The sequence below is a fragment of the Comamonas sp. JUb58 genome, assembly GCF_004364775.1.
Classification (GTDB): domain Bacteria; phylum Pseudomonadota; class Gammaproteobacteria; order Burkholderiales; family Burkholderiaceae_C; genus Comamonas.
This window is the reverse complement of record NZ_SOAL01000013.1, coordinates 97,888-123,084: the sequence shown is the minus strand read 5'-3', so window position 1 is coordinate 123,084 and position 25,197 is coordinate 97,888. Positions and strand designations below refer to the sequence as shown.

Genomic DNA, 25,197 nt, shown 5'->3' with positions numbered 1-25,197 from the left:
CTGGCAGCCAGGGCGGAGGTCCATCCTCCGCCCTGGCTGCCATCGCGCTTACTTGTTGACCAGCTCGCGCCAGCTGATGCGCTTGCCCAGTGGTTTGGGCGTCGCGACCGGGATCTTGACATCGATCGGGTTTTCCGGCACCAGGCTAGGCGAGACCGCCCCACTCACATCGCCATTTTGGTTCGCAACCAGGTCGATGCCCGCAACCAGACCGTCAATCGCCTCGCCGGCCATTCCCGTTTCGGTGTTGACTGCCTGGCCCGTCTGGAAGTCCAGGTAGTTGATCCAGCCCTTGCCACCGGCCACGCAGGGCTCGTTGGACGGCACATTGCTGGCGACCACCAAGGTGGTATTGGCCAGGCGCAGATCGACATTGACGCGCTCGCCAGTGTCGGGCAGGTTCACATACCAACTCTTGGTGGCGTCGTTGCACACGGCCGCCTCGGTGCCCGTTGCACACTTGAGCTTGCGGGTCAGCTTGCCATCCGCAGCGGTGACGTTCGTCAGCACCGACTGCTTCAGGCCCGCCAGGAACGAAGCCCCGCTGTTGCTGTAGCCGTCGGCCACATCGTCAATCCCATAGATGGTCTGCTGGCCCGCGGTGCTCAAATCCCCCAAGCCCATCAGCTTGCCGGTGGCGACCAGGATACGTGGCAACGCACTCAGATTGGGGCTTTGCACCAGCTCCAGACGGGTAGTGATGGGCTGCGCATTGCCGTCCTTGTCTTTGAGCTGCACGACCTTCTGGCCCTGGTAGCTGCCGCTGACCCACTGGTAGCGCCAGATATTGCCCTGGATGTCGCCACCGTAGAACAAGGTGCTGGTGTTGTTTCCGCTGGGGTCCTTCATGAAGTTGTTCAGGTCCTTCATGCCGGAGCCATCGGCGTTGGTGATGGTCTGGACCACCGCACCGGTGCCGGCATTGAGCACATAGACATAGCCCTTGCCATCGGCATTGTTGTAGCCCGAGGTGACCAGCGCCACCCAGGTGCCGTCAGGCATCTTGGTGATCAGCGGCTTGCCATAGCTTTGGCCCATGGTCGAGGCACTGGCTTCCCACAGCGCTTTGGGCGACTCGGGGTCGGTGATGTCCAGCGCATAGTAGCCATTGCCGCCCTTGTTGAATCCGCCCACCAGGATGGTTTTCCAGGCGCCATCGTGGAAGATGTCGGCCGTCACCGGCGAGCCATCGACAAAGTAACGGTGGTTGCCGTCGTAGGTGGTGCTGGCAAGTGCGGGCATGGCAGGCATCATGGCCTTGGGCACAAAGGCCCAGGCTTCGCGCGCAGCGGGGTAGACGCTTTTGCCGCCAATGGTCTCTTGCTTGGTCACATCGGCCTCGGCATAGAAGGCATGGAGCATGCCGTCATTGCCACCCACATACACCATGGAGCGGCGGTTTTTCTGCGCCAGGCGGAAAGCGGCATAGCCTGCATCGCGGTACTTGCGCAGCGGCTTGCCCACATGCAGCGGTTGCGAGCCAATGATGTCGCCCAGGCGGCTTTCACGGCTCCGGTAGAGCTTGGTGTCGTCGCCCTGGGCATAGCCCTCCTTGGTGCGGTCGCCACGCAGGAACTTCACCAGGTTCTCACCCAGCGCGGCGGTTTTTTGCGTATCGCTCATGCCGCTGTACTGCGACAGCAGCGCCTGGGCCGCCGTGCCATTGAAGTGGCTCTGCAAGCTGCCCAGCGCCGACCAGCTGAAGTTCTTCAAGCTGGTACCGTCCATGAAGTAGATGCGGCGGTCATCGGTCGCCAAATCGCGTGTATCCAGCTTGGTCTTGGCGGACCAGTTGGCGATCACCGTGCGCACCAACGAGCTCAGGTTGATCTCGTAGGCCAGCAGCTCTCCGGACCAGCGGCCGCTGCGGTACACCGCGCCATAGGCGAAGTTGTTGTCCGCCTCGACCAAGGCAGAGGACACGGCGACACCGGCCCCGGAGCCCACGGCCGCCCGAATATCGGAGAACACCTGGCCCAGGCCCGACTTGATGGCCTGCGGATCATTGGCACTGAAATACAGCCCCCGGCCGTTGACGGCGGTATGCCAGAAGTCGTCGATGGACTGGGGCTGCTCGTAGTTGGTGACACCGGTGGCAGGCCAGACCGGCCAGGTCTTGGTTCCGTTGCGGATACCGGCAAAATCTCCCGCGCCGTTCTTGTAGTCCTTGTCGAACTTCAAGGTGCCCGAGACGCCCATGCCGATCACATAGGTCGCCATATGCTGCCAGGTGGCCTTGTCATCTTCGCCGCCGGTACCAGCAGGCTTGACCAGATTGGCCAGCTCGGGGCGCAGATCGGTGCCGTAGTAGTACTGCGCCACGTCCGCCAGCGAGTTGCGGCTGCCGCCGGTGACGTTGCTTTGCTCGACCGTATCGCAGGGCAGCTTGGTGCAGGACTGGTGGCCTGCAGGCAGCGCACTCCACACCACCGTATTGGCAGGCAGGGGGCGGCCATTGCTGGGCAGGGTCATGCCGGCGGCTTCCGTGGTGCTGTAGCACTGCGCGGGCGATTCCAGATCGGTGGCGGGAATGTCCACCGAAGAAATCAGTTGCGGCGTGCTTTCCGATGCGCCCAGCAGGTTCACGCGGTGCGTGGTCGCCGAGCCGGAGAATACCTTTTTCTGGCCCAGCACTTGCGTGCAGTTGGTGGTGGCACAGTCAGCCGGTTTTTCCGCACTGAACACGGGCGTGCTGCTGTCCACATTGCAAACCGTGACCTTGTGGGTCAGCGGGTCGTAGCCCGCTGCACAGGCCTGGCCTTGCGGCACGGTGATGGTCGTGGGGCCCTCTTGCGAACACAGGGTTTCCACGCCGTTGGCCGCCGTACCGCTGGTGCAGGCCGCATAGTCGGCGGCACTGCTCAGATAACTCAGCTGCTCGACCTTTTCACAGGTGGTCGTCGTCCAGCCGTTTTCGCTGGTCGGACCCGATTCCACGCAGGCGCCATAGGCCATGTCGGTCGTGGTGGTCTGGGGGTTGCAGTTCGTCACGCCACTCTGGGGGCAGGTTTGCACCGGCTGGTTGTTCAGGTTGTTAACCACACATTTGGTAGTCACCCAGCCATTGCCCGCCGAGGGACCGGGCGTGGTGCTGCAGCTGGTGGTTTCGACCGGATCGGTGGTCTTGTTCTCACAGGTCACCAGGAAGCAGCCATTGGCCGATGAGGGGCCAGCGGCCGTACAGGTTTTCACGGCGCCATTGACCATGGTCGACGGCGACCCGGTGGCTGGCGTGCAAGTGCCTCCGCCGGAATTGCACTCAATACCCGTCCAGCCATTGCTGGAAGAAGGCGCTTGGGGCGTGCAGCTGGCAGCATAGCCCCAGTCGGAGTAGCGCGTCTCGCAGACCCGGTCGCCGGTGCAGGTGGCGGGGTTGACGGCCGTCGTGCCAAAGGTGGTCGTGTAAGGCTCTTCGCAGGTGGTGAGCGGAGAGCTGGAGGCCGCACAGCTACTTGCCACTACGTCTGTGGTGCTAAAGAGCTCAGAATTACCGCAGACTTGGTCCATCTTGGTGGCATTGTTGGACAGATCGGCCGGACAGGCATCGACAAACTGCGTAGTTGCCTTTTTGGCGCTGCACACGGTGTACACGTTTCCAGTCGCCACACCAGCCGCACAGTAGTTGTTAGTGGTGGACGAACCATACGTCTGCTTGGCTGCGCAGTTGGAGCGTTTGAAATCAGGCGCCACCGGGCTGGTATTGACGCATTGCGCATCGGTCACATAGCTGGTCTCGCTGTAGCTGCTGTTGCAGCCGCTGAACAGCACCATGCCGGCCGTGACGCCGCTGGCCACCAAGCTGGGGTGGAGCGTGCCGCAGGCGGGCACCGGCCCATTGATGGCCGCAACACCGGGCTTGCCTTCGCAGTAGATGGTGCCCTGGCCGGCCACAAACTGCCCATTGTTGCTGCAGTTCGAGGCGCTGATAGGCACTTCGCTTACCTGGCACTCGACCTTGTAGTCGCCGTCCATGCCCGGTGTGCAGCTGGCATTGACCACCTGCCACTGGTCAGAGCCTACGAGGTTGCAGCCATAGGGTGCACACACGCTCTTGTCCGTGGTCTTGAACGGAATCTCGCCAATGGCCTGGTTGATGTAGGAGTAGAAGTAGCGCTTTTGCTGCACCCGCTTGTACACGGCCTTGCCAAAAGGCTCCTGCTTTTCGGTCGCCCAGCTGGTCGTCAGAATATTGCGGTACTGGCTTTGGGTGATGGCGTTCCAGGTGTACGTGTGCTTATAGACGCGCTTCAAGACCCTCTTGGTGGCGAACACGGTCTTGTAAGTGCGCATGGCGGTGGTAAAGCCCAACGTCTTGACGGCCTTTTGCTCGGTCCACAAGGTGCTCTTGTAAAAGCCCAGCACGGTGCCATAGGTCACCTTTTGCGTTTTCACGCTTTTCTTGATGGTCTTCTTGTAGGTCGTCTCGGTCTTGGTGCCACCGCCCGGAACGAGGGTCTGCCAGCCCAGACCGCAGGCGTTCCAGGCATAGCCAATCGAGGCATCCCGGCGCAGCAAGGAGCCGCTGGTGGAGCCGTCATAGATGGGTCGCGGGGTGAGGCCGTCCGGGCCAGTCAATGGCCGGTTGTAGGCCGGATCGCTGTCGGGGCCGTCTTGCTGGCCGACCAGGGTCGTGCCGTCCAGTTGCATGGGGCCCTTGGTTTCCTGGCCCACGTTCCAGTAGCCATCGGTGGTCACGATCGCATAGTGGCGCTGGCAGGCAGAGACGACGGGGTCGTCAAACGGATTCATCGCCGTGTTGATGCTGTCGCTCTTGTTGGCGTAGTAGCGGCCCACGCGGGCCAGGGCCTCACGCGTAGGCGAGCTGCCACCGGTCTTGGCTGACTGGATGGTCTGGAACCAGTTGGACTTGTCCGTGCTTTCAAAATCCTTGACGGGCATGAACTTGAACGTCGTGGTATCGGGCTTGGCAGCCGTCAGAAAGCCGATCCGGAAGTTGTTGTCCAGCGAGTTGAAGGCCAAGCTGATGGAGGACTTGGCCATGTTGATACGCGTGCGGTAGAAGCTGTACCAGATGGCGAAGTTCTTTTGCTGGGCATCGGTGGTGATGCCCCGGCGAATCCAGTAACCATCGGGGGCCGTGGTGCTGCCGGTGTTGATATTGGCACTGGCCTGGTTGACCGCCAAGCTGCCGTTGTCTACCTTGATGGCGCTGTTGCTCACCTTGTTGCAGGCGCCCGCCGTCACGTCCGCGCCTTCAAACGAGGGCTGCACCCCGCCGCTCACACGCGGCACCCATTCGAAATAATAGGCCGCTTGTGCCGGGTCGTTGTAGATGGATTCCTGGCGCAGGCGGGTGGAGATGTCGTAGGCCTGGAAGCTGGTTGCCAGGTTCACCACGCCCTTGCTGGTGTCGTAGCCATCGATCCAGGCACCCGTAAAGCTGGGCTGGCTGAACACCGTGCCATCGGGCTGGGCGGGCAGCTCGTACTTGGTGGCAGGGTTGTAGTACAGGCTGTTGCACAGCGCGCTCTTGTAGCCCACCGGGAAGAAAGTCGCCGAATAGGTGATGGGGTCCCAGTCGTCGGGCATATGGGTCCACTTCATCGAATCCGAAGTGTCCATCAGCAGCATCACATTGGGCTTGTCCTGCTGGGCAAAGGTGTTGACCGGCACGTCCGAGATATCGACCGGGTTATGGGTGGTGTCGGCAATGGCCATGCCGCCCCCCACCGCTGCAGCCACCAGGGCCGCAACGCCCAGCGACCACAGCAGCCTCGGGCTCCAGGCGCGCGCCGGGTTCCGGTGTTTCTCTCTATCTGCGAAAGCTATATTTTTCATCTGTTCGCACTCCTCTTATTGATCTGACATGCATGGCGGTCCAGCCCCATGCAACCATGCCCGGATACAGAACCCGGGCCCGCTTCAGTAGGTGCTCATCTGCACATAACTCTCGGTGTCACGCGGGCCGGACACCTTCGCCGTAATCCGGTACATGGGCCGCTGGGTGCAGCTGGAGACACTGCCCACCGACTCGCTGGATCCTGAGCAACCTTCGCCCTGCGGCATCACACAGCTTTGCCCGGTGGCGTTGATGGCCCCTGCACTTCGGCACAGCCGGTGGATCAGGTAGCGCACCTCATTGCCCAGCGCATCGCTGGTGGCGGCCACGGCCGCATGCTCCCAATCCAGGGATTTGGCTGCCAGCTTGGGATCGACGCTGGCGTAGTAGCCGTAGCTGCTGTTGTTCGCGTCCAGCGCGGTGGAGCCGCTCGCGGCCAAAACTTCGAGCTTGGCCAGCCCCGTCTCCAGCCCCAGATCGGCCCCGGATGTGGCCGCTTGCTTGAGTGCCAGGCTGCCCGACACGCCGGCGCCCAAGGTGCTGGTGCGCACCAGGGCTAAGCCGGTGATCGTCATCACCAGCAACACCACCAGAGCGATCAGCAAGGTCACCCCCTGCTGCTGGCGCCTTGGAATGGGGGCGAGCGCATGCGCTGCACGGAGCAGGTGCTTGTTCATTGCTGTTGTCCCCAGATCGTATTGCGCAGCGGAATGGCGCTTTCATACACGCGGTAGCGGAAGTGTTTCCAGTCCTCTTCCGAACCCATGTCGAATGACTTGCTGCCATTGGCCCAGCGAGGTGCAGCAGCCGTCACAGGTTCGCGCTCATACTGCGAGCTGCGTACCAGGATGGCGACACGCACTGCCATCAACCGGCCCAGGTTGGGTGCCACCAAAGCCGCATCGGAGGACGTCCATTCGTCGTCCTTGTCGATCTTGCCGCTGCCGTCCTTGTCAAAGCCGTACTCGGCTACCATTTGCAGCACGTCCTCGGCCACGGCCACGCTCTTGGTATCGGCCTCGTCCAGAAAGTTGTAGCGCATCAACTGGTTGTCCTTGACCCGCCAAACGTTGCGGGTGGGCTGGTGGCCCAGGCTGAAGAGCCAGCCCTCGCCCAGGCTGGTAGCGCCGCCATCGAGCATGTCCACGCTGGAGCCGCCATTGCGCTCAGGCGTCACGGAGGCGCCGGTGTAAAAGCTGGTGTAGGCGCTGCTCATATGGCGCACGCTGGGATCGTCTTCCGCTACGCCGCCGGGCCCGGTGATGGACGAACCCGCACCCGCCGTGATCTCCATCAACAGGCATTTGCTGGCATCGGAATCGCTGGTGCCCACCACCACATCTCCGGCCTGAAAACCGGCGTTGCTGCGCTCCATCGTGAAGACACCGCTGGCACTGGCGCTGTAGCGTGCGCCGATGAACATATTCGCCGAGGAGCCTGTCAGCACGCGCAACTCCTTGCCGCCGATGATCTCGACCGGCACCAGGGGGAAGGTGTAGGAGGCAGGATTGCGGTCGCTGCGTTTGTAGGCCTGCACAGCGCAACCCAGGTAGGCAGACTCCAGGCCCGCAAAGCCTAGGCCGGCCGAGCGGATGTCGCGCTCAATGGCAAACAGCGCCAGCGCCCCCGCCGTCTGCGCCTGGCTGACGGCGGCCGTGCTGCGGCGCCGCCCCTCGGAGGTGGCGAACAGCTGGTAGATGGCCAACAAGGTCAGCAGACCAATGGCCAGACCGATCATGATTTCAATGATCGTGAAACCGCTGACACGCCCATGCGGCGGCGGCCTTCGTGGTGCTTGCACCGTCATAACAATGGCCCTCCCTGGCTGTTTTTTTAATGCACGAATGCCTGTATTTCGTAGATGCGCTTGGCGGCGTCACTGGGCCCTTGCCAGCACAGCCGCACGGTCACCCGGTTGAGGTGGTTGTCGGTCTCCACCACCACTTGCTGGCCACTTTCCGTAGCGCCAGGCAGCCCCAGCACATGGTTATCCGGGTCACCGCGCGCCGCTTTGAGCACCTTGCCCAGGTCCGAGCTTTCGCTGAGCTCGGTGCCGCTGTAGGTGCAACGCTCCGTGCCATCCGGTTGGTGCTCAAAAGCTTTGAGCGACTGCGCCAACGCGCTGGGCGAGCTGCGGTCTACGCTCAGCGATACCAGCTGGATCACTTGCTCGGCGTACATGCCCGCTTCGGTGCGGTATTGCGCCTGTCCGCTCAATGCGGTGGATTTGGCGGTCAGCCCCGCAATGCCCAAAATCCCCAACAGCAGCAGCAGGATGGAGACCATGGCTTCGATCAGCATGACGCCGCGTTGCGGGCGACGGCCCGGTATGCGCCTGGGCGCTGTGCAATGGGCTGCGCTCAGCATTTGCGGTTATCTCCATCAGTGGTGACGGTGGGATCGCACAAGCGCACCTGGCCACCTTGCGAAACCAGGATATTCAAACAGCGCTGCGGGCCACTGGCCAAGCACTGCGCAGTGTCACCGGGCATGAACTGGACGGTGTTTGCGGCCGAAGCATTGCCCAAGCCATTGAAGGTCACATCCGCTACCGAGGCGGTGATCGAGAGCAGAGCGGCGGACTCTGCCGGCTTGGACGCAATCGTGGTGCCGCCAGTCACAATCGACCAGGCACGGTTGGAGTCACTGAGGCTGATGGTCACATCGCTATTGCGTCGCAGCGCTTCGGCACGCGCCTGCTGCGCGCCGTCGTAATACGCCTGGGCCGCTGCACGGATCTTGGTGTCCAGCAAATACACGCGGATGCTGGGCATCACCATCAGCAGCAAAAAGGCGATGATGCCGATGCCCACCAGCAGCTCCAGCAAGGTGAAGCCCTCTGCGCGTTTAACCACAACATGCAGCATCAGCAGCTCCCGTCCTTGCGGGCCGACCAGCAATTGGTACCGGCTGTCCAACCTGAGGGAGTGCCTGTGGTGGCGCGTTGGCCCTGCTGGTTGAGCGTGAACGCAAAGCCGGACATGCTGCCAATACCGGTGGCGGTCACCGTATAGGTCTTGACATCCAAAGTACCGCTGTATTCGAAGCGAGCGGTCGCCGCTGGCTTAGGCGCCAAACCGCTGGTCCCACAGGCGCCGACATAGGTGCGGTTATCCTGAAAATACTGCTCCAGCTTGCCGCCCATATCGGCCAGGGGCACCAGGCCATCCACTATCTGGCCCCGTTTTATATATTCTTGGTAGCTGGGAATAGCAATGGCGGCCAGGATGGCAATAATCCCGACCACGATCATCACCTCAATCAAGGTGAAGCCGCGCATAATACATTTCGACACAGAATCACATCCTTTTGTAACGAAAGGATACGACACAAACCGAACACCCCTGCCAACCAAACCACGCACCGGGCGCGGGCGGCCGATATTTTTTTCAAGCATGATGGACCGAGATCTATTATTGAAATTAATACAAAGATATTTGCCAAATTGTCGGTTTGCTATTTTTACCAAGCCTGCAAACACGGTCCAAAAAAAGCAAAAAACCCCTCTAAATCAAAGACAAACGTGCTTTGATCTCTCTCTGTAGTGGTTGAACGCGTCCTAAAGACGCATGCGCCGCCTCCCCCGAAAAAAACCATCTATCCTCGCCATCTCCTATGGCATCAGCCTCCGCTACTAATGCGCTTGGTTCAGGCATGGCAGATAAACGGATCACCTCCCCAGGGATACCAGCCCATCATTTGCAGCCTTGCAAAGCGCGCGGAGCATTCAAGGATTCATATTCTTGATGTCTTCTTATTCTTACCAAATGTAATCTGAGGCGGAGTGTAGCCGCTCTCTACCGCGCTAGGCGCAATCTAATTGTTAACATAGTTTTTACCATGCACTTATTGACATATTTACAACAATTTATACAGACTATCTTGAGAATTTGATCTACGTCAAGGAATAGGCAATGGATATTCCGGGGGGATGAATGTGGGCTATGCGGCAAATTGCCACCCCAGGGATATGCGCTGACTGCCAAACAGCTTGGACGATGCGCTGAGCAAGGAATCCTCTGCCAAACCTTCGCCAAGCGGGATGGAGGCGGATCGGGATGAGAAGCAAAGCATCTTTTGCAGTGGAGCCGCAGCTTGAAGAACCTGTTCAAAGAAAGACAGCGCAGTGGATCGCCCGAGCCCGCGTTCAGACCACGGCAGGCAGTTTTGCAGCGGTTCCCTAGACCAGGCCGAGGTCCCAGAAGCCGCGCGCAACCGGCGTGCTGCTGAGGCGCACAGACAGCGCCCCCTGGAGCTGCGCCGCAGGCAGTGGGAGTCGTAACAAGCTATGGTGGAGGGCGGCAGCGGCCCATCAGGACGGGCCGGCTTGGTCGCCGCTGCACTGGGCCGCGTGAAGCAGCGCCTGCATCAGCCGGTCCACCTGCTCGGACTTCTCTCTGCCCCGCGCCGTACACACCATCATCTGCCGCTTCGCCCACTCGTCCTTGAGCGCGCGGGTCTGCAGGTTCATGCCGTGCAGGTAAGCCTGCGCAGCCACCTTGGGAAGCACGCCAATGCCCATACCAGCTTCGATCATTCGAGACACAGCCTCGAAGCTCTGCATTTCGACCCGGAGCTTGAGTGCTTTTTGCGCCAGGCCCGCCTGCGCCGCAAGCAGGTCCATCAACGAGGCCGCGTGCTCCAGGCCCACCAGTGGATAGTCGAGCACCTGTTCAAACCAAAGCTCATCAAACTCGGCCAAAGGGTGATGGGGTGGCAGCACCACGGTGAGGTGGTCCGAGCGGTAGGGATGGCACTCCAGGCCCTCAATGGAGCCGCCAGGGTTGATGACGCCCACGTCCGTCTCGCCGAGCAACAGGGCTTCCACAATTTGTTTGCTCCAGCGCTCTTTGACCGTCAGCCGAATGTCGGGGTGGGCTGCAGTAAAGCTTGCGAGGTCCGAGGGCACGTACTGCGCCATGGCCGAGGTATTCACCTGTATGCGCACCGCACGCCGGCGCCCCTGCTCATGCTCCTCCAGATCCACCTGCATCTGGTTGAGCTGGATGAGCAGCTGGGTCGCATGGTGGAGCAGGGTTTTGCCAGCGGGCGTCAGCGCTACCCCCTTGTGTGACCGGTCAAACAGCGTGCATTTGAGACGATGCTCCAACAGAGAAATGCGCCGGCTCGCGGCGGCCAGGCCCATGGACTGCGCCTCCGCAGCGCGCGTCAGACTGTGCAGCTCGGCAGCCTTCACAAAAAGCGCAAGAGAGTCGAGATCGGGAAGCATGGTGGTCTCATGGGGAGGTGGGTCCGCATGAGTATCTCCCGGCTGGGCGCCGGCGGCTGTCACGCCTTTTTGAGCAGCGCGCGGTACTTCTCGACTTCTTCGGCGTACATATCGCGCCCGTGTGCATCGTTGGTCACAAGCAGCGGAAAGTTCTCGATGACCAGCCGCTGGACCGCTTCGGTCTTGAGGTCCTCATAGGCGATGACTTCTGCCGAACGGATGCAGGCAAACAGCGTCGCAGAGACGCCGCCAATCGCCGAGAAGCAGACGGCACGGTTGAGCTGGCAGGCGCTGCGAATGGCCGGCCCGCGCGGGCCTTTTCCGATGGCGCCGCGCACGCCGTAGTCAAAGAGCACCGTGGCATAGGGGTCCATGCGATAGGCCGACGTGGGTGCCACGACCCCTATCGCATGGCCGGGCTTGGCCGGGCCGGGGCCGCCATAGAAAACGACTTGTCCCCGCAGGTCGACCGGCAATGCCTGCGCGGCGCTCAGGGTGTCGACAAAGCGCTTGTGCGCCGCATCGCGTGCCATGTAGATGACGCCGGACAGGTAGACCTCGTCGCCCACCTGGAGCTGCAGAACCGCCGCGTCATCCAGCGGGGTTTGAAGATGGTGAATGGCCATGTGCAAATCCTCCACTGTCAGATGCTGGCCGTGGCGCGCCGGCTGGCGTGGCACTGAATGTTCACGGCCACGGGCAGCGCGGTGATGTGGCAGGCATAGGTTTCCACCGCGCACCACAGCGCGGTGGTGGAGCCGCCAAAGCCCTGGGGGCCAATACCGGTCTGATTGATGAGCGTCAGCAACTCGGCTTCCAGCTGGGCGATATGCGGCTCGGGATGGTGGTCGCCGATATCCCGCAAGATGGCTTTTTTGGCGATGGCTGTCACTTTGTCGAAGCTGCCACCAATGCCCACCCCCACGGTGAGCGGTGGGCAGGCAGCGCCACCCGCCGCTTCAATGGCAGCGAGCACAAACTTCTTCACGCCTTCTGCCCCTTCACCAGGCAGCAGGAACTTCATCGTGCTCCAGTTCTCGCTGCCGCCCCCCTTGGGCACCACGGTGAAATGGATCTGGTCGCCCGGAACAATTTCGGTATGCACCACCGCTGGCGTGTTGTCATTGCTGTTGATGCGCAGCAAGGGGTCGGAGACCACGGACTTGCGCATAAAGCCCTCGGCATAGCCCTTGCGCACGCCTGCCTGCACGGCTTCTTCAAAGCCTCCGCCATGCACGTGCACGTCCTGGCCGAGCTCGACAAAGACAATGGTCAAGCCCGTGTCATGGCAGTAGGACACCTGGTTCTCGCGGGCAATCCTGTCGTTGTCGATGAGCTTGAGCAGGACGGACTTGCCCAGCGGTGACACCTCCGTCTCCGCCGCGTTGTGGAAGCCCTGGATGAGGTTGTCCGGCAGCAGGTGGCAAGCGTCGATGCAGAGCTGGGCGACGGTGTCGGTGATATGGCTTGTGGCTATTTCTCGAATCATGGGTGTCCTGTTACTCCACGCTGACCTTGGCGTCTTCGACCACCTTTTTCCAGCGCGCAACCTCGCCGGCAAGGTAGGCATTGAACTGTTCTGGCGTGCGCTCGACGGGCGGGGTCAGCGCCTGCGCCTTCATCTGCTCTTGAAAAGCCGGTGTCTTGAACATTGCAATGACCTCGCGGTTGAGGGCGTCCACGATGTCTTGGGGCGTGCCTTTGGGCGCAACGAGGCCAAAGAAGGCCACTGCGCTCAACTTGGGGTAACCCAGCTCGCCGAGCGTGGGCACCTCGGGGATGTAGGGCGAGCGGTTGTCATCCACCACGGCGATGGCCTTGAGTTGCCGGCTGCCGATATTGGTCAGGAGCGGCGGCAGGGAGTCGGAGGTCACTTCGAGCGTGTTGCTGATGACGGCGGTCTTGGACTCGGCGCTTCCCTTGTAAGGAACATGGACCATCGGAAACGCGATTTCCTTTTTCAGCAGCTCCATGGTCAGGTGCTGCAGCGACCCGTTGCCGGCGGAGCCATAGGACATGTCCTTGGCCTTGGCCTGCTTGACCAGATCGGCAAAGCTGGTGATGCCCGAGGCATTGGATACCGCAATCACCTGTGGCGTGGAGCCCGTCTCGGCAATGCCGCTGAAATCGGTCAAGGGGTTGTACTTGGTGTCTTTGGGATAGAGGGCCGGCGCAATGGCATAGGGACCAGAGCTTGTCAGCAGCAAGGTGTTGCCATCCGGCTTGGCCCGGGCGACAAAGGTGGTTCCAATGCGGCCGCCACTGCCCGGGCGGTTGTCCACAATGAAGGCCTGTTTGAACCTGGCCTGCAGCTCCTTGCTGACCATCCGGGCAACGATGTCGCCCGTCTGCCCTGCGGCAAACGGCACAACGATGGTCACCGGGCCTGCGGGCCAGGTCGCATGCGCGGCGCCGCTGGCCAAGGCCAATGCGGCCGCTGCCACTGCAGTGATTGCTTTCAGTCTCATGGGGTTTGTCTCCTTTTTATCGTGCACTGTCTTCGCGGCTTCTGCGTCTGGACTTCTGGCCAGTTTTCGTCGTCCCGCGTCCAGGTCGCTCATCCGCGATCGCCCGGGCACGAGCGCCTCGCTGCATCGGTGATCCCTATGCTAGGGATGGACTTCTGTTGGCGGAATGGCTAGTTCGCAGAGGGGTGTTCGACAAATTCGAAGGTCTGACGAATGCGCAAGGCATTTGGAGCACTGCGGACAGTTACGCGTCTGCCGCGCTGCCGCAGGCAAGAGCAGCCAAGGTGACTGGCCAAACAGCTGGAAGGGCAGAGAATCGTCGCCATAAATAACGACACCTCTTGTGTATGCCAGGCATGACGACAAAAGCGCTTTGTTTGCAAGCAGCGGGCTCCCATTCCAAGCGCTGTGATGCATAGCTACCTGCTGTGGGCAACGCCCACCTTGGTCGTGGCGCTGGCCATCGCCTTTTTGAAGTGGAATGCGACCCGGGCAGCTCTGCTGGGCCTGGCCTTGACGGTGCCCATTGCGTTTTTCACCGGCCCTGTTCCGTTCTCTCTCGACAAACTCGCTGAGTCGCTGCTGAGGGGCTCCTGGATTGGCGGGACCATAGCGCCCTATATTCTGGGCGGCCTGTTGTTCTGGCGCGTGGCGTCCAGCAAGCATGCGCTCGATGGCGCTGATACCACGGCGGCCGAACTCGATCCCCATGCCCGCCGCAGAAGACTGTTCTTTGCCTGTTTTTTGGTGGGCCCCTTTGCCGAGTCCGCGACCGGTTTTGGCGTCGGCATGGTGGGCACGGTGATGATGCTGCGCCACCTGGGCCTGGCGCCGCGCCATCTGATGGTGTTTGCCTTGCTCAGCCAGACCTTTATTCCCTGGGGTGCAATGAGCAGCGGCACGCTGCTGGGTGCTGCCTATCTGCGCGTGTCGCCCACGGACCTGGCCCTTTATTCGGCCATACCCGTCGCAACCCTGATGCTGCTCTGGCTCACGCTGTTCTGGGCAACCTTGCGCCAAGCTAACGAGAACATCTCCATCGCCGAGTGCGGATGGGAGCTGCTCTGGGTCGCCGCCAGCCTGGCCAGCCTGGTTGCCTGCACCTACTTGCTGGGTCCCGAGACGGCACTGCTCGCCGCCTTCAGCCCACTCATCATCGTTCGCTACCTGGTGGATGAGCGCCCCAATGGGCAGGCGCTGCGCCAACGCGCCATCGCCTGCCTGCCCTATGGCTTGATCATTGGATGGCTGGCCGCCACCCGGCTCATCGCAGGCCTGCGCGAATGGCTGTCGACGCTGGTATTCTTCCGGCCCTTTCCCGATCTGCCGACCTTGCTGCCTTTGATGCATTCCGGGCTGTGGTTCCTGGTGGCTGCGCTGTTGACCGCTGCTTTCCGCAAGCGTACGCACATGCTCAAGGCCGAGGTCGTGGCTTCCTGGTCTACCGGCAAGCAGGCGGTATGGACGGTGTTTCTGTTTGCGATGATGGCGGAAATGCTGAATAAATCGGGCATTGCGCAAGGCCTGGCCCAGGGCCTCTTTGCCGCCTTGGGCCCCGATGCCATGGTGCTCACCCCAGCGCTGGCGGGTGCACTGGGCATCATTGCCAATACCGGCAATGCCGGCAATAGCCTGCTGCTGCCACCGCTCTCCACTCTGGCTGCACAGGCCGGCATCAGCCTGCTGGCTACCGGTGCGGTGGTGCATGTCTCGGGGCTGGCGCTGGGCTTTTTCTCACCGGTGCGCATGTCGATTGCGGCCAAGCTCAGCCATGGGGCGTCGCAAGAGCGGTCGGTCTACCTGTTCCTCTTGCCGTTTGCGCTGGCAGCGTTCGCGGTGATGAGCTGTTTTGCCTGGCTCAGCACCTTGCCCAGCTAGCACCAGCCCAACGCAGCCGGTTCAGCAGCGAGTGTGATGGACGTCAGGGCGAGCTAGCCCTGCGCCTGCCATTCGACAAATTCCACTTTCTGGGATGCGCACAAGCGGTTCAGCGCAGCCACGCCCGTGACAAAGTGCGGCTCCTTCTCATGCGCCGCCAAGGCCTGGCGGTCGGTCCATACCTCAAAGAGATAGACCAGCTCCTTGCCCACGGCAAGGTCGTAGCGCAGGCAGCCAGCCTCCTGCCGGCTGGCTTGCGCCAAGGTGGTAAGCGTCGAGACAACGTCCGGCAAACGACCGGGCAAGGGTTGCAGTGTGACGATCAAGTTCAGCGGTTCAGTCAATTCTTGGCTCCTGGGGTGGGATGGTGTTGCGGGTCCATCAAGTCGTAAATACAAGCCTAGCACCGATACGCATACAAGCGCAGCCAGGGCAGTCAACGCAGATCGACTGCAACCGTGTAGCGGCTAGAAATGCAAACGCCCGGTGCAATGCACCGGGCGTCATGGGCCGGATGGCTCCGGCATGGTCAACCGTCCCAACTAGCAGCTTCGATGACGACGCGTCATTCTCCGCTGCAACCTGGACGCAGGTCGATCACTTCGCGTCTGGCAACGCGTAGGCAATGATGTAGTCACCGCGATCGGGGGCCGTGCGACCACCGCCTGCCGTCACCACCACATACTGCTTGCCGGAAGTGGGGGACTTGAACACCAGCGGTGTGGACTGGGCACCCACGGGCAGGGGCGACTTCCAGATCTCTTCGCCGGTCTTCACATCCATGGCGCGCAGATAGTAATCAGCCGTGCCCGTATAGAAAATCAGACCGGATGCGGTCGCCACCGGGCCGCCCAGCGAGGGCATACCGATGGGGATGGGCAGGCCGGTCTTGATGCCCATGGGGCCCATCTGTTCAACGGTGCCCAACGAACGCTGCCAGGCGATCTTGCGTGTCTTCAGGTCGATGGCGGTCATCATGCCGAAAGGCGGATCGGTACAAGGCACGCCAATCTGCGAGGTCACCATCACGCGGTTCACGCCGTAAGGGGTGCCTTCCATGGGCACGACACCCGCCACGCTCGGCGTGGTCTTGCCGGAGGCAATGATGGCCTTGTCGGCTTCTGCGCGCGGCAGGAGACGGGCCTTCATCATGATCCGCATGTCGTTCACGATGAGGTAGTCGTGGACCTTGTCGATGGAGATACCGCCCCAGTTCATCGTGCCGAACGGCGACGGGTGCGGGATATACCAGTTGGTGCTTGGCGGCGTGAAGTCGCCTTTGTATTCCAGCTGCTTGAACGCAATGCGGCAAGCCAACTGGTCGATGGGCGTAACGCCCCACATCTGCGCTTCGGTCAGCACGCCTTGGCGGATCTGCGGCATGCCCACCGAGTAGGGTTGCGTGGCAGCCAGCTTCTCGCCTGGCAGGCCTTCGGTGGATACGGGCTTTTCTTGCACTTCAGCGATCGGCTTGCCAGAGCGGCGGTCGATCACAAAGATCTCGCCACGCTTGGTGGTCTGAATCAGCGCGGGAATCCGCTCGCCGTTGTCGCCAGGCACGTCATAGAGCACGGGCTTGGAAGGCAGGTCGTAATCCCAGACGTCGTGGTGCGTGGTCTGGAACACCCAGCGTTCAGCGCCCGTGCGTGCATCCAATGCCACGATAGAGGAGCTCACACGGTCGGTTTCCGGGGTACGGTGGCCACCATACATGTCGGGCGTGCCATTGCCCGTGGGCAGGTAGACCAGGCCCAGCTGGGCGTCGTACGTGGGGGCAGCCCAGGTATTGGGCGTGCCACGGGTGTAGTGCTCGCCAGGGCCAGGGGCCGTGGTCACGCCGGGGCGGCCCACATCCCATGCCCATGACAGTTCACCGGTCACGGCGTCGAATGCGCGCACCGCACCCGATGGCTCGTCAACCCCCTGGTTGTCCATCACCCAGCCGCCCACCAGCAGGCGGTCGCCCGCAAGCACAGGGCCCGCCGTGGGGTTGTAGAAGCCGGGCACGAGCTCGCCCATGCCGGTGGCCAAGGACACCTGGCCGTTCTTGCCAAAGTCGCCGCAGAACTGGCCATTGGCAGCATCCAGCGCGATCAGACGCATATCGGCCGTGGTCAGGTAGATGCGGCGCTGGCATGCAGCGCTGGATGGGGCTGCGGATGCCGAGGCAGCCGGGGTCTTAGGCGCCGAGGCCGATTCAGCGGCCTTGGGCAATTCGTAGTACGCCAGCGAGCGGCAGCGCTGCCAGGTGGGGCTGAAGCCCGAATTCACCTTGGGGTCGAAGGTCCACAGCTGCTTGCCCGAGTCCGCCTCGATCGCGAAGACCTGGTTGGATGGCGTGCAGGCATACAGCACGTTGCCGATTTGCAGCGGGGTATTCTGGTTCTCTTTGCCGCCAAAGGCGAAGTCACCGGTGCGGAAGGTCCATGCCACTTGCAAGCCCTTGACGTTGCCGGGCGTGATTTGGTCAGCGGTGGCAAATTGCGTGCCGTCAGGCGTGCGGCCGTAGTTGGTCCAGTTGGCATGGTCATCGCCGGGCTGGTAGCCCTGTGCGATCTCGGGCTCGGCGCCCGGCTTCACTGTCCAGATGGGCTGGAAGGCGGCGATGAAGGCGCCAACAACCCCCAGCGCAAGCAGGGCAGCCGTACCGCGAGACGCACCTTTGATATGGGCACAACGCTCGCTACCACGCAGGTAAGGCATCACCAGCGCGATCAGCATACCGAGCACGGCAGGCAGGCCGATGCGTGCCGCGAGCGGCCAGAAATGCCATCCAGCCTCCCACAAGGCCCAGACGACGGTAATGGCGAAGCAGGCGGCATAGAGCCAGGCACCACGCAGGTCCGCCCGGACCAGAAAGACACCGGCCACAAGAACCAGCAGTCCAACCGGCAGATAATAAAAAGAGCCCCCAAGCTGCAAGAGTTGAAGGCCACCATAGGCAAGATAGGCGCCAAACGCGATAGCGATGACGCCCAAGATGGCCGCGAAAACCCGGGCGGCGCGCGGAGCCCGTGCGGGCTGACTGGCTGACATACAGAAGATCTCCGAAGATATGTGCACCAGACCCGAGCCCCATGCTCCGGTCTGGATGGCGCACCCCAGCAGGCCTTCATCGTGTATGGCTCTGTCATTGGTTGCGATGCGCAACTTTTATTGTAATTTAATGTCAATGATTGCGTCGGACCCTCCCCATATTAGCCCCAAGCAAATTGCGAAACGCAACTAAAACAATGACAAGCTCCCGCCCCACCCCGTCCATCCCCCTCAACGTCGTCCACCAGTTGCGCGGGTTTTCTCGCCAGTTGGTGCGCGAGCTGGGCTATCTGCGCTCCCCCTTCGGTGGCAGCGAGTTAGCTCCCTCTGCGGTACACGCCATCATTGAGATAGGCGCGCAGCCGGGTCTCCAGGCGCGCGATCTGGCTGCGCTGCTGCGGCTGGACAAATCCAACACCAGCCGGCAGCTGGCCAAGTTGGAGACCATGGGTTTGGTCCGCAGAGAATCGGCCGCCGACGACGCCCGCTCTTCCCGCTTGTTTCTCACCGACGAAGGCCAGGACTTGCAGCTGCAGATTGACCACTTTGGCACTGAACAGGTCACGCGCGTGCTGCAACAACTGGAGCCGCATGAACACGACGCACTGAACCGGCTCCTGTCTCTGTACGCCTCTGCACTGTCACGCGACAACGCGCATGTGGACAGGCCTGCGCAGATCGAGCGCCAGCTGTCGTCCGGCTATGCGCCGGGCATGCTGGGTGATGTGTCTGCCATGCTGGCCCGCCATGTCGCCGCGCAAGGCATGGATGCGAAGGCCTGCGAATGCCAGACCGCGGTGGAACTCTCGGCCTTTCTTCAGTCGCCGCTGGACGAGGGAAATGGCGTGTGGCTGTACCGTGAGGACACGCGCGTGCTGGGCTGCATCGCGCTGGAGGGCAATCCGCTCACCCGCGTGGGGCGGCTGCGCTGGTTCGTGGTGGACAGCAGCCTGCGGGGCCTGGGCATTGGCAAGCGCCTTCTGCTTAAGGCACTGGCCCATGCAGATCTCCATTTCGATGAGATCCATGTGGCGGACCTGGGCGAGTCCAGCGCCACGGCCGCGCTCTACGGCTCTCAGGGCTTTGCGCTGGTCTCTGCCCGGGCCGTGACGCGCTGGGGAGTGGAGACCACCGAACGGCGCTTTCTTCGCGTGCGGAATGCGCTCGCGGGATCGAAGAACGAGGCCTGAGTCGTTATTGCGGTGGGGCCTCGGCTCGGAAGCGGACCGGTCCTCCGGAGTGGCTTCACCAAGCCCAAGTTCAGATCCAACCCCTCGCCTTTGCTGCGCAGCAAGATGACGAAAAGCCGCACGCGCGTTTCATGCGGCTTCCCGACTGGGGTGACCCAGAACACAGGGGCAACGATGCCGGTGGTTCTTACTCCACCGTGACCGACTTGGCCAGGTTGCGCGGCTTGTCCACATCGGTGCCGCGTGCCACGGCCGTGTGGTACGACAGCAGCTGCAGCGGCACCACATGCAGGATGGGGCTGAGCACGCCGTAGTGTTCGGGCATGCGGATCACGTGCATGCCCTCTTCGTTCTCGATATTGGTGTTGGCATCGGCCAGCACATAGAGCACACCGCCGCGCGCGCGCACTTCCTGCACATTGCTCTTGAGCTTTTCCAGCAGCTCGTCGTTGGGGGCGACGGTGACGACGGGCATCTCGCTGTCCACCAGCGCCAAGGGGCCGTGTTTCAGCTCACCGGCCGGGTAGGCTTCGGCGTGGATATAGCTGATCTCCTTGAGCTTGAGCGCGCCTTCCAGCGCGATCGGGTAGTGGATGCCACGGCCCAGGAAGAGCGCGTTTTCCTTGCGCGCAAAGTCCTCTGCCCAGCTCACCACCTGGGGTTCCAGCGCCAGCACCGCTTGCAGGGCCAGCGGCAGGTGGCGCATTTTTTCCAGGTAGGCGTCGGACTGGGCTTCGGTGATATGGCCCTTGCTCTGGCCCAGCGCCAGGGTCAGCAGGAACAGGCCCGCCAGCTGGGTGGTAAAGGCCTTGGTGGAGGCCACACCGATTTCCATGCCGGCGCGGGTGATGTAGCTCAGCTTGCACTCACGCACCATGGCGCTGGTGGCCACGTTGCAGATGGTCAGGGTGTTGGTCATGCCCAGGCTTTGGGCATGGCGCAGCGCGGCCAAGGTGTCGGCCGTCTCGCCCGACTGGCTGATGGTGACGACCAGGGCCTTGGGGTTGGGCACGCTCTTGCGATAGCGGTATTCGCTGGCCACTTCCACATTGCAGCGGATGCCTGCCAGGCCTTCGATCCAGTACTTGGCGGTACAGCCGCTGTAGTAGCTGGTGCCGCAGGCCAGGATCAGCACCTCGTCGATGTCCTTGAACACGCGCCAGGCGGCATCGCCCTCGATGCCGTCAAACAGCTCGGGCACCACGCTTTGCACACCTTCCAGGGTGTCGGCAATCGCGCGTGGCTGCTCGAAGATCTCTTTTTGCATGTAGTGGCGGTATGGGCCCAGCTCCACGGCGCCGCTGTGCGCATGCACGGTCTTGACCGGGCGGTCTGCTGCCTCCAGCGTCTTGCCGTTGTGGTCCACCACCCAGTAGCGGCCAATCTGCAGGTCGACCATGTCGCCTTCGGCGAGGTAGACGATCTGGTCGGTCACACCGGCCAGGGCCATCGCGTCACTGGCCAGGAAGTTCTCGTTGTTGCCCACGCCCAGGATCAGCGGCGAGCCGGCACGCGCACCCACCACGCGGTGGGGTTCGTCCTTGTGCATCACGGCAATCGCATAGGCGCCGCGCAGGGACTTGATCGCCTGCTGCAGCGCTGTGAACAGGTCGCCGTCGTAGTGGCTGTCCACCAGGTGGGCGATCACTTCGGTATCGGTCTGGCTCAAGAACTGGTAGCCCTTGGCCTGCAGTTCTCTGCGCAGTGCTTCATGGTTCTCGATGATGCCGTTGTGCACCAGCGCCACGCGGCCCACGGCCTGCACATCGGCCACGCCGGGGCCTGCGCTGAAATGCGGGTGGGCATTGTGCACGGCCGGCGCACCATGCGTGGCCCAGCGCGTGTGGGCGATGCCGGTGGCGCCTTGCACCTGCTCGCTGGCGACCTGCTCCACCAGCTCGGCCACGCGGGCCGTGCTGCGGGCGCGGCGCAGGCCGCCGGGCTGGCGTCCATCCAGGCTGGACTCATGCACGGCAACGCCGCAGGAGTCATAGCCACGGTACTCCAGCCGCTGCAGGCCTTGCACCAGCACCGGGACGATATTGCGCGTAGAAACTGCACCAACAATGCCGCACATAGCTTTCACTCCTTGATCAACAATGGCTGCAGTGTAGACAGGTCAGTATTTTATTTTCTTTCTATTTTTAATGATTTTTGAAATAATATTTCTCAATAAATATCAATTGAAATAAAATTTCAAAATGAATGATGATTTGAACGATTTCGCACTGGATATCATCGACCTGCAACTGCTCGACGCCTTGCAAAAGGATGCCTCGGTCAGCAACCAGGCGCTGGCCGACAAGGTGCATGTCTCGCCCCCCACCTGCCTGCGCCGCATCAAGCGCCTGCGCGAAATGGGCCTGATCGCCGCCGAGGTTGCCCTGCTCTCGCACGACGTGCTGGCCAAGGTGCAGGGCTTTGGCCTGTTTGCGCTGGTCGAGGTCAGCCTGGACCGCCAGGGTGCCGAAGAGCTGGACGCCTTTGAAGCCGCCGTGGTGCAGAACGAGCAGGTGCAGCAATGCTGGCGGGTCAGCCCGGGGCCGGATTTTGTGCTGGTGGTCTATGCCCATGACATGCCCGGCTACCTGGCGCTGACGCAAAAGCTGTTCACCTCACAAAGCAATGTGCGCAATGTGAAAACCTACTTCGCTACCAAGCGCAGCAAGTTCATCACCCGCATCCCCTTGCCCAAGGGACCGCATCTGTCGCACCACAGCTAAGGCCTTCTAACGCTTTAAAGCGCAGTTGGCGGTGCCAGCGCCCTCTGGAAGCCTGTGATTACCCGCTTGGTAAAAACGGGCTTTGTGCAAAAGCCTTGCCTGGGTGGCTTACACAGCTGCCATGCATGGCAGCGATGTGCGTGACCACTCTCAGCAAACCGTTGTGGACGAAAACATTCACTAAATGTAACAAGCCCGGAGGCGCTTGTCTCGGCACAAGTCCGGCCCCATACTTGCGCCATGAGTATCAAACAGTAACATTGCGGAGTGTTGTCTCCCTGGGCTGTGAGGAGTTACTCATCGGGTAAGAGAGGCTATTCATGGTGCATATCAAAATGGACAGCACCCAGCAGCGCAGTGACTGGGGCCGCATTGTTTTCCTGGCGTCCTGTGCGCTGGCCGCCGCAGGCGCGCTGTGGCAGCGCAATGCATCCTGGCCAGTATGGCTTGCCATCGTTCTGCCGCTGGTGGCCTGGCCGCTGCTGGCCCGCTGGCGCACCCGCCGCACCGGCGGATCGGACGTCAACGACGTCATCCTGTGCTTTGTTGATGGCCTGGTCATTGGCGTCTGGGTGGCGCTGGTGCACTTCCACCTGCTCACCAGCGCCCTCATGCTGATGGTACTGATCCACTGCACCTATGCGATGCAAAGCGTGCGCCATGCGATGCTGGCCGTCGTCGGCGCCATTGCAGGCCTGGCCGTCACCGGCCTGCTCACCTCATTCAGCGTGCAACACCACACCAGCACCTTCACCATCGTCGGCAGCCTGCTGGCCATCGCCCTCTATCTGGCCATGCAAGGCATTGCCACCGGCCACCTGCTGCGCAGCCTGGCGCACAAAGAACAGATGCTGATGGTGATGCGCCGTGTCGATGCGATGACCGGCTTTTTTGGCCGCATGTACTGGCAGGATCTGGCGACCCGTTTGTTCGCCTATGCCAAGCAAAAAGACATTCCCGCTTTCCTGATCGTTGTGGATGTGGATAACTTCCGCGAGCTCAACAGCCGCCATGGCGATACCGCTGGCGACGAGGTCATCATCGCGGTGGCCAACACCTTGCGCACCTGCGTGCGCCCGGGCGATGCCACCTGCCGCTTTGGCGGTGATTCCTTCGCCGTGCTGCTGTCCGGCGTGAACCTGGACATCGCCAACCAGATTGCCGACCGCATCCACAGCCAGGCCCTCAACCGCCGCCTGCGCGATTGGCCCGATGTGCAGATCAGCGTCAGCATCGGCATTGCCAGCCTGGCCAAGTACCACCAGTCGGTGGACGACTGGATCCACCAGGCCGAGGCCGCGCTGGAACAGGCCCGAGGCGCCCCCCGCAGCTACGGCAGCTATGCCGAGCTGGAACCCATCTCCGCCGCCCACCTGGCAGAACTGGCCAGCATGCCTGGCCCGGCCGCAGCGGCCACCTGATCCGGCCTGACCTGATCAGGCGATACCCACGCCTGCCCCCGCATCGGCATGGCTTAGGGCGCTGAAACTAGAATGATAGTCATTCTCGTTTTCAGACCTTTGCCGCCGCCATGCCATCCTCTCTTGCACCCTGGAGCGCCCAGCGCTGGCATGCGCTTTTCTGCGCCCACCAACCGCAGCTGCTGGCCTACCTGACCGGCAAGACCGGCAGCCGCGACGAGGCCCATGACCTGGTGCAAGAGACCTGGCTACGCCTGGCCGCCGCCCCGGCACAGTTGCCCGATGGCAGCTCCCCCAGCCAAGAGGCTGCCCGCGCCTACCTGTTTGCCACAGCCAAGCACCTGGCGCTGGACCATTTGCGCCAGCGCGGTGTGCAGCAGCGCAGCCTGCAAGATTGGGAGCAGTTGCAGCCCCCCAGCGCCAGCGATGTGGCCGACCAGGCCATGTACCGCCAGGCGCTGAATCTGGTGGCCCAGGTCATCGCCGAGCTGCCAGCGCGCATGCAGTCGGCGCTGCTGGCGCACCGCCTGCATGGCCAGACCCATGCGCAGATTGCGCAGACCCTGCAGGTATCGCTGAACACCGTGGAGCGCGACCTGATGCAGGCCGATGCCTGCCTGGAAGCCGCCCTGCTGCGCTGGCGCGGCGATGCCCAGGGCACGCAGCAGGCAGCAGCGCGGCGCCGCCGCCGGGGCGCACTGGGCGCTTTGCTGGGAGTTACCGGCCTGGCCTGCGCCGGCTGGCCCGCCTGGCAGCTGTGGCAGCAGCGCCTGCTGTGGCAAGGCAGCCTGGCCAGTGGCACCGGCATGCAGCGCAGCCTGGATCTGCCCGATGGCAGCCAGCTGCGCATCGATGCCGCCAGCCATGTGGAACTGCGCTACCGCGCCGGCCTCCGCGAGGCCCAGCTGCTGGCGGGCGCGGCCTTCTTCAGCGTGGCGCGCGATACCAGCCGGCCCTTTGTGGTGCAGGCCGGCACCGTGCGCATCAGCGTGCTGGGCACCCGCTTTGGCGTGGAGCTGGAGCCCGACAGCGTGCTGGTGCAGGTCGAATCGGGCCAGGTGCGGGTGGAGCAGCTGGGCAGCCAGCAGCAGATCCTGCTGCAGGGCCAGCAATCGCTGCAAGTACCGCTGGCAGAGAGCGCAGCCGCCTGGCAGGTACAGACCCAGCCCCGGCCTGCCGCCTGGCGCGAGGGCGAGCTGGTCTTTGACCAGCAGCCGCTGGGCCAGGTGATTGAACGCCTGGGCCGCTACAGCACGCGCAAGCTGCAGATCGATGAGGGCGCAGCGCAGCTGCCGATCAGCGGCCATGTGCGCATCGTGCAGGCCGAGCGCTGGCTGCGCAGCCTGCCGCAGTTGGCACCGGTGCAGGTCAAGGCCCAGGCCGATGGTGGCCTGCAGATCAGCCGGCGCAAGGGCTGAGCATCTTTTTTTCAGGGTTTTGCGGCCTCGCTC

Annotated in this window: 18 protein-coding genes; 5 read left to right on the top strand and 13 right to left on the bottom strand. The window is 62.4% G+C overall.

The features are described 5' to 3' along the window. Positions 1 to 48: 48 nt before the first annotated feature. From EDF71_RS15435 to EDF71_RS15390, 10 genes are all read right to left on the bottom strand, one after another. The gene (locus EDF71_RS15435; RefSeq protein WP_133857463.1) at positions 49 to 5,799 is read right to left on the bottom strand and encodes a PilC/PilY family type IV pilus protein; all 5,751 of its coding nucleotides are present in this window, start codon (positions 5,797 to 5,799) and stop codon (positions 49 to 51) included. Positions 5,800 to 5,883: 84 nt separating this feature from the next. Beyond that, positions 5,884 to 6,477 carry a hypothetical protein gene (locus EDF71_RS15430; protein WP_133857462.1) on the bottom strand — a complete coding sequence of 198 codons (594 nt, stop codon included), beginning with the start codon at positions 6,475 to 6,477 and terminating at the stop codon, positions 5,884 to 5,886. Further along, entirely contained in the window at positions 6,474 to 7,607 is a 1,134-nt protein-coding gene (locus tag EDF71_RS15425; RefSeq protein ID WP_133857461.1) for a PilW family protein, read from the bottom strand. Before EDF71_RS15425 ends, EDF71_RS15430 begins: the two co-directional genes overlap by 4 nt. A gap of 26 nt (positions 7,608 to 7,633) precedes the next feature. Beyond that, positions 7,634 to 8,101: a hypothetical protein gene (locus EDF71_RS15420; protein ID WP_166656555.1), complete on the bottom strand. Its 468-nt coding sequence runs from the start codon at positions 8,099 to 8,101 to the stop codon at positions 7,634 to 7,636. Between the two features lie 59 nt (positions 8,102 to 8,160). Then, positions 8,161 to 8,667, bottom strand: a complete 507-nt coding sequence (locus EDF71_RS15415) for a GspH/FimT family pseudopilin (RefSeq protein ID WP_133857516.1) — start codon at positions 8,665 to 8,667, stop codon at positions 8,161 to 8,163. After that, positions 8,667 to 9,197 (bottom strand): type IV pilin protein, encoded by a 531-nt coding sequence (locus EDF71_RS25570; protein WP_166656554.1) that lies wholly within the window; start codon positions 9,195 to 9,197, stop codon positions 8,667 to 8,669. Before EDF71_RS25570 ends, EDF71_RS15415 begins: the two co-directional genes overlap by 1 nt. A gap of 915 nt (positions 9,198 to 10,112) precedes the next feature. Continuing rightward, on the bottom strand, positions 10,113 to 11,030 hold the full coding sequence (locus EDF71_RS15405; RefSeq protein ID WP_133857459.1) for a LysR family transcriptional regulator: 918 nt from the start codon (positions 11,028 to 11,030) through the stop codon (positions 10,113 to 10,115). A gap of 59 nt (positions 11,031 to 11,089) precedes the next feature. Then, positions 11,090 to 11,656 carry a fumarate hydratase C-terminal domain-containing protein gene (locus EDF71_RS15400; protein WP_133857458.1) on the bottom strand — a complete coding sequence of 189 codons (567 nt, stop codon included), beginning with the start codon at positions 11,654 to 11,656 and terminating at the stop codon, positions 11,090 to 11,092. A gap of 17 nt (positions 11,657 to 11,673) precedes the next feature. Next, positions 11,674 to 12,519, bottom strand: a complete 846-nt coding sequence (locus EDF71_RS15395) for a fumarate hydratase (RefSeq protein ID WP_243854325.1) — start codon at positions 12,517 to 12,519, stop codon at positions 11,674 to 11,676. Between the two features lie 10 nt (positions 12,520 to 12,529). Further along, a complete protein-coding gene (locus EDF71_RS15390; RefSeq protein WP_133857457.1) occupies positions 12,530 to 13,498 on the bottom strand; it encodes a tripartite tricarboxylate transporter substrate binding protein in 969 nt (322 codons plus the stop codon). 411 nt (positions 13,499 to 13,909) lie between these two features. Here EDF71_RS15390 and EDF71_RS15385 point away from each other — a divergent pair, with 411 nt between their 5' ends. Then, the gene (locus EDF71_RS15385) at positions 13,910 to 15,376 is read left to right on the top strand and encodes an L-lactate permease (RefSeq protein WP_133857456.1); all 1,467 of its coding nucleotides are present in this window, start codon (positions 13,910 to 13,912) and stop codon (positions 15,374 to 15,376) included. Positions 15,377 to 15,429: 53 nt separating this feature from the next. Here EDF71_RS15385 and EDF71_RS15380 read toward each other — a convergent pair whose 3' ends face one another. Beyond that, positions 15,430 to 15,720: a putative quinol monooxygenase gene (locus tag EDF71_RS15380; protein ID WP_166656553.1), complete on the bottom strand. Its 291-nt coding sequence runs from the start codon at positions 15,718 to 15,720 to the stop codon at positions 15,430 to 15,432. Positions 15,721 to 15,973: 253 nt separating this feature from the next. Next, positions 15,974 to 18,412, bottom strand: coding sequence for a membrane-bound PQQ-dependent dehydrogenase, glucose/quinate/shikimate family (locus EDF71_RS15375; protein WP_133857454.1), 2,439 nt, complete (start codon positions 18,410 to 18,412; stop codon positions 15,974 to 15,976). Positions 18,413 to 18,609: 197 nt separating this feature from the next. Between EDF71_RS15375 and EDF71_RS15370 the strand changes: the two genes are divergently transcribed. Next, positions 18,610 to 19,602 carry a bifunctional helix-turn-helix transcriptional regulator/GNAT family N-acetyltransferase gene (locus tag EDF71_RS15370; RefSeq protein ID WP_133857453.1) on the top strand — a complete coding sequence of 331 codons (993 nt, stop codon included), beginning with the start codon at positions 18,610 to 18,612 and terminating at the stop codon, positions 19,600 to 19,602. Between the two features lie 187 nt (positions 19,603 to 19,789). Here the strand turns inward: EDF71_RS15370 and glmS are convergent, their stop codons facing one another. Further along, the gene (gene glmS / locus EDF71_RS15365) at positions 19,790 to 21,679 is read right to left on the bottom strand and encodes a glutamine--fructose-6-phosphate transaminase (isomerizing) (RefSeq protein ID WP_133857452.1); all 1,890 of its coding nucleotides are present in this window, start codon (positions 21,677 to 21,679) and stop codon (positions 19,790 to 19,792) included. Between the two features lie 124 nt (positions 21,680 to 21,803). On the opposite strand from glmS, the gene EDF71_RS15360 reads away from it, so the two are divergent. The 3 genes from EDF71_RS15360 to EDF71_RS15350 all read left to right on the top strand — a co-directional run bounded on the left by EDF71_RS15360 (position 21,804) and on the right by EDF71_RS15350 (position 25,164). Then, positions 21,804 to 22,325, top strand: coding sequence for an Lrp/AsnC family transcriptional regulator (locus EDF71_RS15360; protein ID WP_133857451.1), 522 nt, complete (start codon positions 21,804 to 21,806; stop codon positions 22,323 to 22,325). Positions 22,326 to 22,645: 320 nt separating this feature from the next. Next, entirely contained in the window at positions 22,646 to 23,746 is a 1,101-nt protein-coding gene (locus EDF71_RS15355) for a GGDEF domain-containing protein (RefSeq protein WP_133857450.1), read from the top strand. 110 nt (positions 23,747 to 23,856) lie between these two features. Beyond that, the gene (locus EDF71_RS15350; protein WP_133857449.1) at positions 23,857 to 25,164 is read left to right on the top strand and encodes a sigma-70 family RNA polymerase sigma factor; all 1,308 of its coding nucleotides are present in this window, start codon (positions 23,857 to 23,859) and stop codon (positions 25,162 to 25,164) included. Positions 25,165 to 25,197: the final 33 nt, after the last annotated feature.

What these genes read in the sequence shown, in the direction of transcription:
- EDF71_RS15435 (WP_133857463.1), bottom strand. Translation starts at nt 5,799, where the DNA reads ATGAAAAATATAGCTTTCGCAGATAGAGAGAAACACCGGAACCCGGCG.
- EDF71_RS15430 (WP_133857462.1), bottom strand. Translation starts at nt 6,477, where the DNA reads ATGAACAAGCACCTGCTCCGTGCAGCGCATGCGCTCGCCCCCATTCCA.
- EDF71_RS15425 (WP_133857461.1), bottom strand. Translation starts at nt 7,607, where the DNA reads ATGACGGTGCAAGCACCACGAAGGCCGCCGCCGCATGGGCGTGTCAGC.
- EDF71_RS15420 (WP_166656555.1), bottom strand. Translation starts at nt 8,101, where the DNA reads ATGCTGATCGAAGCCATGGTCTCCATCCTGCTGCTGCTGTTGGGGATT.
- EDF71_RS15415 (WP_133857516.1), bottom strand. Translation starts at nt 8,667, where the DNA reads ATGCTGCATGTTGTGGTTAAACGCGCAGAGGGCTTCACCTTGCTGGAG.
- EDF71_RS25570 (WP_166656554.1), bottom strand. Translation starts at nt 9,197, where the DNA reads ATGCTTGAAAAAAATATCGGCCGCCCGCGCCCGGTGCGTGGTTTGGTT.
- EDF71_RS15405 (WP_133857459.1), bottom strand. Translation starts at nt 11,030, where the DNA reads ATGCTTCCCGATCTCGACTCTCTTGCGCTTTTTGTGAAGGCTGCCGAG.
- EDF71_RS15400 (WP_133857458.1), bottom strand. Translation starts at nt 11,656, where the DNA reads ATGGCCATTCACCATCTTCAAACCCCGCTGGATGACGCGGCGGTTCTG.
- EDF71_RS15395 (WP_243854325.1), bottom strand. Translation starts at nt 12,519, where the DNA reads ATGATTCGAGAAATAGCCACAAGCCATATCACCGACACCGTCGCCCAG.
- EDF71_RS15390 (WP_133857457.1), bottom strand. Translation starts at nt 13,498, where the DNA reads ATGAGACTGAAAGCAATCACTGCAGTGGCAGCGGCCGCATTGGCCTTG.
- EDF71_RS15385 (WP_133857456.1), top strand. Translation starts at nt 13,910, where the DNA reads ATGCATAGCTACCTGCTGTGGGCAACGCCCACCTTGGTCGTGGCGCTG.
- EDF71_RS15375 (WP_133857454.1), bottom strand. Translation starts at nt 18,412, where the DNA reads ATGTCAGCCAGTCAGCCCGCACGGGCTCCGCGCGCCGCCCGGGTTTTC.
- EDF71_RS15370 (WP_133857453.1), top strand. Translation starts at nt 18,610, where the DNA reads ATGACAAGCTCCCGCCCCACCCCGTCCATCCCCCTCAACGTCGTCCAC.
- glmS (WP_133857452.1), bottom strand. Translation starts at nt 21,679, where the DNA reads ATGTGCGGCATTGTTGGTGCAGTTTCTACGCGCAATATCGTCCCGGTG.
- EDF71_RS15360 (WP_133857451.1), top strand. Translation starts at nt 21,804, where the DNA reads ATGAATGATGATTTGAACGATTTCGCACTGGATATCATCGACCTGCAA.
- EDF71_RS15355 (WP_133857450.1), top strand. Translation starts at nt 22,646, where the DNA reads ATGGTGCATATCAAAATGGACAGCACCCAGCAGCGCAGTGACTGGGGC.
- EDF71_RS15350 (WP_133857449.1), top strand. Translation starts at nt 23,857, where the DNA reads ATGCCATCCTCTCTTGCACCCTGGAGCGCCCAGCGCTGGCATGCGCTT.